Consider the following 14246-nt stretch of genomic DNA (forward strand, 5'->3'; position numbering starts at 1 on the left):
ATTTCAGATTTCAGATTTCAGATTTCAGATTTCAGATTTCAGATTTCAGATTTCAGATTTCAGATTTCAGATTTCAGATTTCAGGTTTCAGGTTTCAGTAACTTTATGCAATACCTCCTTATAAACAATAATCATTATATATTTGTTGCAGCCATCAAGATACCAAGCCCACTCGGGCCACTGATATCTAACTTCTGACAACTAACCACTTCTTCTGACCACTAACCCCTTCTTCTGACCACTAGCCCCTTCTTCTGAAATTAAATCAACAACAAAATCAAAACTGTACAAAAAACAAACTAATTTATTCGAGTTTATTGTTTACTTTACGCTAGAAATCGCTAGAATACGCCGGCTTAAATATATTCGTTCTTTTACAACCCAAAGGTAATGCTATGCATCCAATGTTAAACATTGCGGTTCGCGCTGCGCGTAACGCAGGCAAAATTTTACTTCGCGCAAGTGAAGATTTATCAAAAGTTGATGTACAACAAAAAGGCACTAACGACTTAGTGACTAACATCGACAAAGAAGCTGAAGCCGCAATTCGTGATACCATTTTAAAATCTTACCCAGATCACACTATCGTAGGTGAAGAGCTAGGTGAGCATAAAGGCAAAGATGCAGATTACCAATGGATTGTAGACCCTCTTGATGGCACAACTAACTTCATCAAGGGTATCCCTCATTTCGCAGTATCTATTGCACTTAAAGTTAAAGGTCGTTTAGACCAAGCTGTTATCTATGATCCAATCCGTGGTGAATTATTCACTGCTTCTCGTGGTCAAGGCGCACAGCTTAACAGCAAGCGTTTACGCGTAACTAAAACTAACGAGTTAGCAGGTTCTGTACTTGCAACTGGTTTCCCATTCAAACAAAAGCACCACTTAGACGCATACTCTGAAGCGTTTAAAGCACTTTTCGTGCACACTGCTGATATCCGCCGTGCAGGTTCTGCTGCATTAGATATGGCTTATGTTGCAGCGGGTCGTGTTGATGGTTTCTTTGAAATTGGCCTTAAGCCATGGGACACAGCCGCAGGCGAGCTTTTAGTTAAAGAAGCTGGCGGTATGGTTGTTGATTTCGCAGGTGGTATTAACTACAACCAAAGCGGCAACATCATTTGTGGTGCACCTAAGTTAACTCAAGCGATCATTCGTGAAATTCGCCCAGTGTTAACTGAGTCACTACTTCGCTAATAGCGGGTTGTAATGTAAAAATGCAAAAAAGGAGCTAAGGCTCCTTTTTTTGTGGCTGAAAATAATCGTTGTCGAGTTTTACCTCTATGACTTCACCTTCTTTAAATGGCAACTTAGCCAAGTCTTCAGCAAAGTAACTGGCAAATAACTGTTCAAACTCGCCCGTGCTTTTCATCACCTTGAGTCCTTTTAACAGGGCTTCTGCCAATTCAGGCTTGTGGTTACTGACAAAAAAGTAAAATGCCGTTGGATAGCTAATATAAAGGTCAGGCACTATAGCCAGATCGTCACTTTTGATTTGTTCCATTTCAGAAATAACCTCAATGAACGAACGCGGAAAATAATCAACTCGCCCTCTGATCACTAAGCTAAACATTGCCTGGTAATTTGCCAGCGGTCTGACTGTTAAGCCGTTTTGAGCAAGGATTTTAGTATCGGGCCAATCATGACCTTGAATAGCGTTAAAAGGGGCTAAATCTTGTTTTGTTTTTATACTTTTAAATCGCGGTAAAAACGCTCGCTTGGTTAGTAGTGCTCGTTTACCAATATAACCCTTAAATAAAGGTACTGGCACAGCAATAGCAAGATGCTCACGCTCAGGGCTTGTCATGCTCCAAAACACATCGGCCTGCTTCGCATCAAGCATAAGCAATGTACGTTGTTGATGAGGGTGAACCAGCACTTCGTTGATTTCTGCTTGGTAATTACCAGCACGCAAGGCTGCTGCCAGCAATTCATGAAGATAGTAATCGCGCTTATACAGTGGGCGTTGCTCAACCGCTAAATTGACCACATTGTTAGCTTCTGTGGTAAGGCTGTATCCTAGGCTTAGCAATACTAGGATTGCACTACATAGTCGCTTCATTGTTATTTTTGTTTATTGTGTTTTTTTTAAGCTACACCCAGTTAAACAGGGACACAAGTAAAATTAAGCGAACTTAAAATTTCTTCATGAGCTAATAGATATCACTTCATCTTTTTGGCTGCTTAAACGCACCACTGCGGGGGCTGGTCGGCTACGTTTACATACAAACAAGTGGCTACTCTGATAACGCTTGGCCTCTTTTTTCGCATCTGTTGCCAGCGCTGCGACTTGGTGGCTGTTAATACATAGTTCTAAATCAGGCTTAACTAAACCGATTGATAATGTAAGTAGTGGCACAAACTGCTTTTTACCTTCACGATTGCTTGCCCAATAACCCCCTTGCTCAATATGTTCTGGGGTGAAAAAGGCCCGAGACTGCAGCTCAAACTTACTAATGATGTCATGGCAAACTTGCTCTGCATCATTTTTATCAAACACCACCATAAAGTCATCACCGCCAATGTGCCCGACAAACCCTTTGCTAATACTACAGGCCTCTACGATGACTTCAGCAAGTAATTTTATAACGCTGTCACCACTGGCATAACCGTACAGGTCATTGAATTGTTTAAAGTGGTTTAAATCAACGTATGCGAGTGAGAACGGATAATTATTACGAAGCCTCAGCTCAATTGCTTCGTTAATTGCGACATTCCCCGGCAGCATAGTAAGCGGGTTAGCATGTTGTGCATGGCGGATTTTTTCTTCGGTAATGTGTTTTAAGATATTACGCAATGGCGCCAACCCTAAGTATTCACCACTTCGGGTGATCACAATGTGGCGTCGAATATCAAACTCAAATTCGGTAATTTGCTGACTCACCGTATCAAGTAACTCGTTTTCGTCTACTACTAACGGCTGTTTATCCATTAAAGAAGTAACTGGCTGCTTATCATAAAGTGCATGGCCATAAGGAGCGGCAAACACTTCAGTAAGTTGATCTCGGTGTAATAAACCAACAGGAATATTGTGTTCAAGTACTGCCAAGCTCGTTAAGCTTTTATCTTGCTCAAAGATACTGTGAGCGTCTTTACAGCGGGTTGTTGCTTCAATGCTGGCGTGCTCGACTGCCAACCAGCCAATCGCCATAGACTGCTCAAATGCATTGCTATTATCTGATGACTCTAAGTGCTTTAAGCAGTGGATATTAATTTCGTAACTTGGCTGTAAGCTCGGCCTTTCGAGTAAAAAGCCTTGCGCATGTTGTACGCCTAAACTTTCGAGTAAACGAAGCTCCTCTGCCCGTTCTATGCCCTCTGCGATAACTTGCGTATTGGTGGCTTTTGCAAGCTCTATAATTGACTTTAAAAACTCTTTTTTAACCACACTCTGGTCGCAGTGGTCGATAAAGTAGCGGTCTATTTTTACAAACTCAGGACATAACTCAGACCACTGCTTTAAACCCGAATAGCCAGCCCCTAAGTCATCAATGGCAATCGAAAAGCCTAACTCACGATAATGAGCAATGGTCTTTAACAATAAAAAGCCATCATCGACTTTTTCTTGTTCTGTAACTTCAATTACTACCCGATTAGTTGCTAGGCCAAAGTGTTCAACTAGGTGTAATGTTTCACCTTTAGGATGGCAAGGGTCAAGTAAGGTTTTAGGGCTTACATTTAAAAATAGCTTGCCTTCTAGATTGAGCTTAACAAAGTTCTCAATTGCTCTACTGCGGCAAAGTAGCTCTAATTCAGAGATCTTATGACAAGCAATAGCTGCACTGAATAATGCACTCGGCATTTCTAACTCAGACTCTTTCGGGCCGCGGCTTAATGCCTCATAACCCAAAATATGTTGATTAGAAATATCAAAGATAGGTTGAAACAAGGTCTCAATTGCACTGTTATCTAAGATCTGCTGTAGTTGTGCGTTCACCTTACACCTAGCGTTAGTAATACAAATAGGTGGGTAAATTATCAACCTTGTATGACAATTTTATGGCAAGGCTATGACGAGTGCAGATTACTCAATAGCGGTGATCAGCTCAAGTTGCTTAATGCGGGCAAAACTATCAGTCATTTTTAATTTAGCGTTTTGGTAATCACTCTGTGCTAAATCAGCTTGTTGCGCAAATTTATAAACTGCGAGCGGATTAAGTAATAACTTTTGTGCGTGATAACAGCTTGGCGCAGCAAAATCAGGTAGTTCAGGCTCTACATTAATTGTTATTACATTCTTCAACGCCTCTGTATCATCACTTTGTTGTTGCTGAAACTCTGTAGCGTCTGCCATCGCTTGCAAGCTTGCCTCACACTCTGGCAACTGTGCCTTTAGATTCAAAAATAAGCCTGTTGATGAAGTAATTAGCTTAAGCGTCAAGTCTTGTAATTGCTGAGCAGTTGATTGGTTTTGTAGTGCTTCTACAACTTGCCAAGCCAACCCTTTATAGCTGTCGAACTGCTGCTGAAGTGTTACCTCAGGTATTTGCTGCACATCAGTCTGTTCTGGCTCAGGCTTATCGTCACAAGCACTAAGCATTAAAAGTATAAACACGCTAAACATCAGGTGTTTCATAATTTCTCCCATAAAAAAACCGCCCTAATTAGGGCGGTTTCTTTTTGTATCACTTATTAAGGCATAGGATCGAGATCCGCACCTTCTTTTTCAATTACTTCTGGAATTAAGTATTCTTTACTTACACCCATTGCAATTGCTACAGCTGAAGCAACATAAACAGATGAATAAGTACCGATGAACACACCAAATAGTAATGCAGTTGCGAAACCGTGGATCGTTTGACCACCCCAGCCAAATAACGCAATCAATACTAAGATAGTGGTGATTGATGTTACTAGGGTACGGTTTAACGTTTGCGTTAATGAAATATCGATAATTTCAATCGTGTCATCAATACGCACTTTACGGAAGTTTTCACGGATACGGTCAGATACAACGATAGTATCGTTCAGTGAGTAACCTATTACCGCCAAAATCGCCGCAAGGATCGTTAAGTCAAACTCTAGGCCAAGTACTGAGAATAAGCCTAATGTGATGATAACGTCGTGTAATAGTGCCGATACAGCACCGATCGCAAAACGCCATTCAAAACGAAACGCAACATAAATTAAGATACAGATAAGCGCAGTTAACATGGCAAGGCCACCCTGCTCTTTTAGATCTTCACCAACACTTGGGCCAACAAATTCGATACGACGCATTTCTACTGTCGACTCAACTTTTTGTAATGCCGTAATGATTTGGTTACCAATTACTTCTGCTTTTACGCCAGGACCTTGTGGAGCAAGACGCACTAAAATTTCTTTACTTGAGCCAAACAGTTGCACCGAGAAATCGTCAAAGCCACTTTCAGTAATTGCATCACGAACGTCTTTAAGATCAGGTGCTTGTGTAAAGCCTACCTCAACAGCGGTACCGCCAGTGAAGTCGAGACCAAAATTCAAGCCTTTAGTAAAAAACGAAACGAAAGAAGCCAATATCAACAAGGTTGATAGTGCCATGGCAAACTTTCTTAACTTCATAAACGGGAGTGTTTTACCACCGAGTTTTAAAATTTGCATGCTGACTCCTAAATCGACAACTTATCAATACGCTTACCGCCAATGAATAAGTTGATTACCGCACGGGTACCAACAATGGCTGTAAACATAGAGGTGATAATACCAATCGCCAGTGTTACTGCGAAACCAGCAATAGGACCAGTACCCACTGCAAATAGGATCACTGCTGCGATAAGTGTTGTGATGTTAGCATCTAAAATTGTGCTAAACGCGCTGTCGTAACCAAAGTGAACGGCTTGTTGTGGACTACGGCCATCAGCAAGTTCTTCACGAATACGCTCGAAGATAAGTACGTTGGCATCAACGGCCATACCTACGGTTAATACGATACCTGCAATACCCGGTAGCGTTAACGCAGCACCTGGAATAAGCGACATCACACCAACAATTAATACTAGGTTTGCGCCCAGTGCGATATTCGCCACCATGCCGAAACCTTTGTAGTAAACAAGCATAAATAAAAGTACAAACACAAAACCAAGCACAACCGCTGTCATACCTGCTTCAATGTTTTCTTGACCTAGACTTGGACCTACCGTGCGCTCTTCAACGATTTGAATTGGCGCTACAAGTGCACCGGCACGAAGTAATAGGCTTAGGTTATGCGCTTCAGCTGGGTTATCGATACCAGTAATACGGAATGAACGGTCAAGGCGCGCTTGAATCGTCGCTACGTTAATCACTTCTTCAACTTTAATTGGTGGAAGTGCTTTACCGTTTTCATCTGTTTTACCTGATGGCTTGTATTCAATGAATACCGTTGCCATGCGTTTACCGATAGCACGCTTAGTGAACGCATTCATTTTTGCGCCACCTTTGCTATCTAGCGTAATGCTAACTTGTGGACGTTGATACTCATCCATACCTGATTGCGCGCCAGTGATGTGGCTACCTTCAAGAATGATGCGTTGCTTAAGTACCACTGGGTAACCTTCACGTGCCATGATCATTTCTGTACCTGGCGGTAAACGGCCTTGCAGGGCTGCACTTGTATCTGCGTTTTCATCAACTTCGCGAAATTCTAGTGTTGCTGTTGCACCCAGAATCTCTTTAGCACGCGCTGTATCTTGTACACCCGGAAGTTGCACGATGATACGCTCAGCACCTTGGCGCTGTACGTTAGGCTCTGCAACACCGATTTGGTTAATACGGTTACGGATAATCGTTTCGTTTTGTTTGATAGCGTAGTCACGAATTTCTTTAAGCTTTTGCTCGCTCATGCTGGCATAAAAAGCATTGTCGCTGCTGCTATCATCAACGTAAACGTTTAATGGGTAACGTGTTGATAAGAAACGCTCTGCTGCGTCTTTATCTTCTTCGTTACGCATTTCTACACGTAATCGCTCGCTGTTCGCTACACGGCGAACGGTGCGATAACGCAGTTTTTCTTCACGTAAGTCACTTTTGAAATCTTGTTCCATTTGCTCAAGCTGAGTATCAACCGCCGTCGCCATGTCGATTTCCATAGTAAAGTGAACACCACCGCTTAAATCTAGCCCTAGTTTCATTGGGTTACCACCCAGTGACTTTAACCACTCTGGTTGAGCAGGCGCCATATTGATTGCAGAGATATAATCTTCACTAAGGGAATCACGCAGTAGATCTTGCGCTTTTAGTTGGTCTTCAACATTCTTAAAACGAACGAGGATTTGTCCGTCTTCAAGTTTGCTTGATTTAACAGTAACGTTATGTTCTTTAAGAGTCGCATTTACTTTATCGAGTACGCTGAGGTCAGCATCAGTACCTTTAGTGCCCGAAACTTGTATGGCCGGGTCTCGGCCATACAAGTTAGGTGAGGCATATAAAATACCAACGACTAACACTACAAGAACAAGTAAATACTTCCATAATGGAAACTTGTTTAACACGTGTGAGTCCTTATTATTGTTATAGCGACTTCATAGTGCCTTTTGGCAATACTGCAGAAACAGCTGATTTTTGTACTGTTACTTCTGCTTGGTCGTTTAATGAAATCACGATGAAGTCTTTGTCGTCAGCGATTTTAGCAATCTTACCCACTAAACCACCTTGCGTTAGTACTTCGTCGCCTTTCGCCATTGCGCTCATTAGGGCTTTATGCTCTTTTACACGCTTAGCTTGTGGACGGTAGATTAAGAAATAAAATACCAGACCGAAAATACCCAACATGATTAGCATTTCCATGCCACCACCTGCTGGTGCTGCACCTGCCGCACTTGCGTGGGCGTTTGAGATGAATAAACTCATTTCACTTCCTCTTTAATTTTTCTAAAATTTAATCTGATGTATCTGCAAGCTCTGGCACTTCTTGGCCACGGCGTGCATAAAAATCTGCAACAAATTCGTCTAGTTTGCCATTACTGATGGCATTACGTAAGCCTTCCATCACGCGTTGATAATAACGTAAGTTGTGAATCGTGTTTAGACGTGCGCCTAAGATTTCATTACATTTATCAAGATGATGCAAGTATGCACGCGAATAGTTTTTACACGTATGACAATCACACTCAGGATCCAGTGGACCGGTGTCTGTTTTATGTACTGCATTACGGATTTTAACAATGCCGCCAGTTACGAATAAATGACCGTTACGGGCATTACGCGTAGGCATTACACAGTCAAACATATCGATACCACGGCGAACCGCTTCAACTAAGTCTTCTGGTTTACCAACGCCCATTAAGTAACGAGGCTTGTCTTCAGGCATTTTGTAAGCACAGTGATCAAGAATATTGATCATCTCGTTTTTCGGCTCACCGACCGATAAACCACCTAATGCATAACCATCAAAGCCAATTTCTTCTAGGCCTTTTTGTGATTCTGCACGAAGTTCAGGGTACATACCACCTTGGATAATACCAAATAGTGCAGCTGGGTTATCGCCATGACCTTCTTTTGAGCGTTTAGCCCAACGAAGTGATAACTCCATAGAGTCTTTAGCTTCTTTTTCTGTCGCAGGATATGGCGTACATTCGTCAAAAATCATCACGATGTCAGAACCTAAATCACGCTGAACTTGCATCGCTTTTTCTGGCGAAAGCATGATTTTTTCACCGTTAACTGGTGAGCTGAACATTACGCCTTCTTCAGTGATTTTACGCATTGCGCCTAAGCTGAATACTTGGAAACCGCCGGAATCAGTTAGAATTGGACGATCCCAATTCATAAAGTCGTGTAAATCACCGTGCTGCTTAATGATTTCTGTGCCAGGACGCAACATTAAGTGGAATGTGTTACCAAGGCAGATTTGCGCGCCAGTACCTTTCACTTCGTCAGGCGTCATACCTTTAACAGTACCGTAAGTACCTACAGGCATAAATGCTGGTGTTTCTACAACACCACGTTCAAAAATCAAGCGGCCGCGGCGCGCTTTACCGTCAGTGCGGTCTAATTCAAATTTCATATTATCCTCAGTGTCGGAAAAACAGTCCAACAAGCTATAATTTAACCGCTCGATTCTACCCTGTTTGCGGGTTTATTACTATAAATTGGGCTAAATTCGAAAATAAAAAGCCCAGTTAAAAAACTGGGCTTTTTATTGGGTATAAACTATTTTTCGTTATTTGCGCGTTAAGAACATCGCATCACCATAACTAAAGAAGCGATACTGCTGCTCAATAGCCGTGTGGTAAGCACCCATTATGTTCTCTTGACCTGCAAAGGCACTCACTAACATGATTAACGTTGATTCAGGTAAGTGGAAATTTGTCACCATGGCATCAACCACATTGAACTGATAACCCGGGTAAATAAAAATATCGGTATCACCAAAGTAAGTGTCTAGTTTGCCGCCGTGCACTTTTGCAGCTGACTCCAGTGAGCGAACTGATGTAGTACCTACAGCAATGACACGACCACCTTTTGCTTTCGTTTCGGCTACCGCTTTAACCACTTCATCTGGTACTTCGATGTACTCTGAGTGCATAACATGCTCATCAACTGAGTCAACGCGAACAGGCTGGAAGGTACCTGCGCCCACGTGCAAGGTCACAAAAGCCATGTTAATGCCCTTGTCTTTTAAGGCTGCCATTAATTTATCATCAAAATGCAGGCCAGCTGTTGGCGCAGCAACTGCACCTGGTTTTTCACCGTATACAGTTTGATAGCGCTCACGATCTGACTCGTTATCAGGACGGTCAATATAAGGAGGTAATGGCATATGACCGATGTCGTTAAGGATATCGAGTACATTTTCGTCTTCGGCAAATTCAAGCTCAAAAAGCTCGCCATGACGCGCAACCATGATTGCTTCGGCTTTACCTTCTAGAATGATTTTTGAGCCTGGTTTTGGCGATTTACTAGCTCGCACATGCGCAAGCACACGGTGCTCGTCGAGTACGCGCTCAACTAACACTTCAAGCTTACCGCCTGACTCTTTTTGCCCGAACATGCGAGCTGGGATCACTTTGGTGTTATTGAAAATTAATAGGTCATTTTCATTAACGAGCGATAAAATATCACTAAATACTTTATGCTCGACTTGGCCTGATGGGCCATCAAGCGTCAGTAGACGACTGCTAGTTCGATCTGCTTTAGGAAAACGAGCAATTAATTCATCAGGAAGGTCAAAGCTAAAATCAGCTACGCGCATAGAGCATATCTCTCATTAATAAAAACGCGCCAAGTTTACTCTGATACGCCCACCACCTCAAGCAAAGCCCTGCGTCAACTTGGTACTAGCTTAAAGGATTACAAACTTAAGTACTTATTAACCGCTTTTGGGTAAAGTTTGCTTGTAGATTAGGCAAAATGTCATTATTCTAGCTTATTCACTAAACATGGGTTAAGTAAGAGGTAGTAGCGCCATGGCAAAGCAGTTAAAGCTGCTAATTTTGAACGCGAGCGTTGCTGAGCGTGAAACAATTAAGACCACATTAAACAAGCTTAATGTCTTCACGTTTATCGAAGCCAGTGACTCTCAAGATGCGCTTAAAATTCTTAAAAGCCACCCGGTGGATATTATCATTACAGGCCTTGAGGTCGGTAAGATTGATGGTTGGCGCTTTTCGCGCATGATCCGTTCAGGGTTATTAAAAACACCAAAAAACACACCAATATTACTTACTCCGCCAATCTATTGTGAACGTATAGCTGAAACCACAGCTCGCAGCTATGGCATCGATGCAGTATTGCCATTTGAACGCCAAGATATGCTGCCGCAAGTGCTTGCCAACGTGTTATCAACTCACCTTGAAAAAAGTAGTCGCCTTAATTTATTACTACTTGAAACCGATAACCGTAAAGCAGAAGATATCAGCGAACAGTTAAAACTTAGCTTCGCGATAACCCATACCACTTCAACAAAAGCGACTCTTGCGACCTATCTGCAGCAAAAATTTGCCATTGTATTGATTGACGCCACCGAATCTCATTCTGATACCGCAGCTGGGTTAATTAGCGAAATATTACAACACAACCCAAAGCAAGCGATTGTAACCATTATTGATAGCAATGATGCAGATTATGCAGAGCAGTTGTTGCTATCTGGCGTAACTGATTTTATTCGCGCCCCGTACGATCACTCGTTATTGAGTAAAGTGTGTGACCACGCTGCCCGCCGTGAAGATTTCATGGTGAGCTATGCAGAATTTGCGCAAAAAGTAGAACAACTAAGCCAAAGTCAAAGCCGTTATAAAGAGCTGTTTTCTGCCCACCAACGTATTTTATTACACCTAAATACTGTGGTACTTGAGTTTAACCAAGAGGGTAATATTCGCTTTATTAACCCTGCCTGGGAGCACCTAACAGGCTATGGCATTAAGTCTAGTTTAGCAAAGTCATTAACTGACTTTTGTTTACCTGAGTGTAAAACAAAGCTACAAGATACTATCCAGCGTATTTTGCATGGTGGTGAGCAACAGCAACAGGTAGAGATCCAACTAAAACATAAAAATGGCAATGCCATTTGGGTTGAATGTCGCTTACAGCTGATTAAAAACAGCCAAAACTCAGCGACTATTACCGCCACCATAGATAACATTCATGAGCGTAAGCAGGCAGAGTTACAACTTCGTCATTTAGCCTTGCACGATACGCTCACAGAGCTGCATAACCGTTACTACTTTGACCAACAATTACAACGTATTTGTAAAGCACAATACACCAGTAACGATACAGAGCACGCACTGATTTATATCGATTTAGATCACTTTAAAATCATCAACGATAGTAAAGGTCACCAACAAGGTGACATCGTTTTAAAAGAAGTTGCCCAGTTATTCACAGCGAATATTAGTGATGAGCACTTAGTGTGCCGCATTGGTGGTGATGAATTTGCTGTGATCTTAAAAAATACTAACTTACTCGATGCACACTTGGTTGCAGAAAGTATTTGTATGGCGATTGAAAAGCACCGCTTTCATTCAGAAGGTCAAGAGTACTCAATTAGCTGTTCAATTGGTTTAACACAAATCACCGAGCAAAATAACGACCCAAGTGAGTGTTTAAAACAAGCTGATATCGCCCTTTATGTAGCAAAAAGCTTAGGCCGTAACTTAGTACACTGTTATTCAAAAGAAGATAGTCATCACAATAGTTTACAAGCCGGTCTTGAATGGGGTCATAGTATTCGCCAAGCATTACAACATGATGCTATCGAACTGCACTATCAACCGATTTGGGACTTTAAACGCGGCCACGTCGCCTACTTTGAAGCACTATTACGCTTAAAGCTTGATGATGAGCTTATCTACCCTAATCAGTTTATTCCTGCTTTAGAGCTTCTAAACGATACTTTCTTGATGGACCAATGTGTTATTCGTAATGCTATTAAGAGCGTTGCCGAGTACCCAGAGCTTAACCAAGTCGCAATTAACTTATCAGCACAGTCGTTTTTAGATGAACGCTTACTGCCGCATATTGAGTCGAGCTTAAAAGAATACAATGTTGAACCAACACGTATTATTTTTGAGATCACCGAGTCTGCGAGTATTAATAACCTAGTTGCAACCCGTGCCATGATCGAGCGTTTGAACGGCTTAGGCTGTCACTTCTCTATTGATGACTTTGGTACCGGCTTTAGTACCTTTAATTACCTTAAACAGTTACCGGCTCAACACGTAAAAATTGATGGTTCATTTGTTCGCGATATGTTGAACGACCCAATCGATTTAGCGCTTGTAAAAGCGATTAATGATATTAGCCGCTCGCTTGATAAGCGCTCTGTTGCTGAATATGTTGAAAACAAAGAAATATTCTTAGCACTAAAAGAAATTGGTATCGACTATGGTCAAGGCTACTTTATTGCCCGCCCAGTACCGGTTGAAAAAATTAGCGATGAGCTGAAAAAAATATCTGAAAATAATCTTTTTAACTAACAAATATCTAGCCTTAAAAAGCCTAAATTCAATACATTTTTAAACATTTTTTCTTAGTTTTTAAACTTCCATACTGACAATACTCATCTATACTTAAATCCACAGCAAGATAAAATGTCGTGTTTTTATAGTGATTATCTATAATAAACATGACATTACTTATTACATTAAACATACTGAGTATGACTTAACATCGTTAAGTCCATCTATTAGCGGTATAAAGGAGAAAAGTGATGACACAACTAATCGTTTTGTTGCTGATTGTGAATCTAGGGATAGCGTATCAATGTTACCGTAATGCGACCTTTAAGGGGTATCCGGTAAAAACATTTACAGGGCTAGGTTTAGTACCTTACTTTAACTTAGTCGTGTGGGTTTACTTGTTGTTTTTACCCGACTTAAAACCATTTTCAATGAATGAAAAGCAGCCACTTTAGGCTGCTTTTTTAGTTGGGAGAATTTAAAAACTGTAACTTGATGCTTTTTCGAGTAATTGCGCGGCTTTTATATCGCCAACCACACACTTTTTAATGTCTGACTTTTTAAATACTTTTACTTGCTCGGTTTTACCTTCGCTAACACCACGGATGATAAAGCTCACATGTTCATCGTTAGGCAGATTTCTTAAACCGCTACCATAATCACACAAAGTCAGAGATAAACTCTTATCTACTTGCTTAGCTAAAGAAGCCAGCTGTTGCTTTTGCTCTTTTACACGAGCTTGTTTTTTCTCGGCTAACTCTTTGCGCATTTGTTGCTGCTTTTGTGATAACTTTTGCTGCTGCTTTTCAAGCTCTTTAATCGATGCTTGCAATGCTTGTTTACGTTTTTCGAGCTCTTGCTCTTTGGCATCTTTATCGTGACGACGGTCAAATTCAAGGTCGCGCTTTTCACGTTCAAGGTCTCGAATTTCACGGCTTACATCGCGCTCTTGCTCAGCCACTTCACGTACTCGCTCTGCGCTTTCACGCATCACTTCCATGGCTTGCTGATAGGCTTCTTGCGTTTTCACGACGACCGCATCGCTGATCACTTGCACATGTTCGCCTAACACTTCGATTTCAGTTAGTTCTTCAAAATCAATATCTGGCATAGGTGGCAGCGGCGCATCGGGTACAGAGGCAAACACTGTAGACCAGCGCGAACTGCCTCGTACATCAAAGCTAAACACCACACCTTGATGCTGCAAATAACTCGAAGACACATTTCTTACCTTGTTATCGGTATCTTGTTTTAACGCCGCTGAGAGGATTTTTTCCATGATCCCGACTTCACGCTGAATTTTATCTAATTCATCACTTGCTTGTGCCTGTAAGCTTACTGCTGTGCAAAGCAATAAGGCTGCCGTAGTTGATTTGTATTTTGACAT

The 14246-nt window shown here is 41.7% G+C and carries 12 protein-coding genes; 3 read left to right on the forward strand and 9 right to left on the reverse strand.

Features of this window, described 5'->3' with window-relative positions:
- The first annotated feature begins 395 nt into the window (after window positions 1–395).
- Window positions 396–1199, forward strand: coding sequence for an inositol-1-monophosphatase (gene suhB / locus MTF66_RS30335; protein ID WP_054552496.1), 804 nt, complete (start codon window positions 396–398; stop codon window positions 1197–1199).
- Between the two features lie 34 nt (window positions 1200–1233).
- On the opposite strand, the gene MTF66_RS30340 is transcribed toward suhB, so the two are convergent.
- The 8 genes from MTF66_RS30340 to queA all read right to left on the reverse strand — a co-directional run bounded on the left by MTF66_RS30340 (window position 1234) and on the right by queA (window position 10152).
- Window positions 1234–2064, reverse strand: a complete 831-nt coding sequence (locus MTF66_RS30340) for an ABC transporter substrate-binding protein (RefSeq protein WP_248529487.1) — start codon at window positions 2062–2064, stop codon at window positions 1234–1236.
- Window positions 2065–2148: 84 nt separating this feature from the next.
- Entirely contained in the window at window positions 2149–3939 is a 1791-nt protein-coding gene (locus MTF66_RS30345) for a GGDEF domain-containing protein (RefSeq protein ID WP_248529488.1), read from the reverse strand.
- Between the two features lie 87 nt (window positions 3940–4026).
- Window positions 4027–4578, reverse strand: a complete 552-nt coding sequence (locus tag MTF66_RS30350) for a hypothetical protein (protein WP_248529489.1) — start codon at window positions 4576–4578, stop codon at window positions 4027–4029.
- 56 nt (window positions 4579–4634) lie between these two features.
- Window positions 4635–5582, reverse strand: coding sequence for a protein translocase subunit SecF (gene secF / locus MTF66_RS30355; RefSeq protein WP_248529490.1), 948 nt, complete (start codon window positions 5580–5582; stop codon window positions 4635–4637).
- 8 nt (window positions 5583–5590) lie between these two features.
- Window positions 5591–7450 (reverse strand): protein translocase subunit SecD, encoded by a 1860-nt coding sequence (gene secD / locus MTF66_RS30360; protein ID WP_248529491.1) that lies wholly within the window; start codon window positions 7448–7450, stop codon window positions 5591–5593.
- 19 nt (window positions 7451–7469) lie between these two features.
- On the reverse strand, window positions 7470–7808 hold the full coding sequence (gene yajC, locus MTF66_RS30365; protein ID WP_036973302.1) for a preprotein translocase subunit YajC: 339 nt from the start codon (window positions 7806–7808) through the stop codon (window positions 7470–7472).
- Between the two features lie 28 nt (window positions 7809–7836).
- Window positions 7837–8964 (reverse strand): tRNA guanosine(34) transglycosylase Tgt, encoded by a 1128-nt coding sequence (gene tgt / locus MTF66_RS30370; protein WP_248529492.1) that lies wholly within the window; start codon window positions 8962–8964, stop codon window positions 7837–7839.
- Between the two features lie 156 nt (window positions 8965–9120).
- Window positions 9121–10152 carry a tRNA preQ1(34) S-adenosylmethionine ribosyltransferase-isomerase QueA gene (gene queA, locus MTF66_RS30375; RefSeq protein ID WP_248529493.1) on the reverse strand — a complete coding sequence of 344 codons (1032 nt, stop codon included), beginning with the start codon at window positions 10150–10152 and terminating at the stop codon, window positions 9121–9123.
- Window positions 10153–10366: 214 nt separating this feature from the next.
- Here queA and MTF66_RS30380 point away from each other — a divergent pair, with 214 nt between their 5' ends.
- Window positions 10367–12877, forward strand: a complete 2511-nt coding sequence (locus MTF66_RS30380; RefSeq protein WP_248529494.1) for an EAL domain-containing protein — start codon at window positions 10367–10369, stop codon at window positions 12875–12877.
- Window positions 12878–13110: 233 nt separating this feature from the next.
- Window positions 13111–13314 (forward strand): hypothetical protein, encoded by a 204-nt coding sequence (locus MTF66_RS30385; protein WP_054563535.1) that lies wholly within the window; start codon window positions 13111–13113, stop codon window positions 13312–13314.
- 23 nt (window positions 13315–13337) lie between these two features.
- Here MTF66_RS30385 and MTF66_RS30390 read toward each other — a convergent pair whose 3' ends face one another.
- Window positions 13338–14246: a hypothetical protein gene (locus MTF66_RS30390; protein WP_248529495.1), complete on the reverse strand. Its 909-nt coding sequence runs from the start codon at window positions 14244–14246 to the stop codon at window positions 13338–13340.

The organism is Pseudoalteromonas sp. 2CM39R (assembly GCF_023161845.1).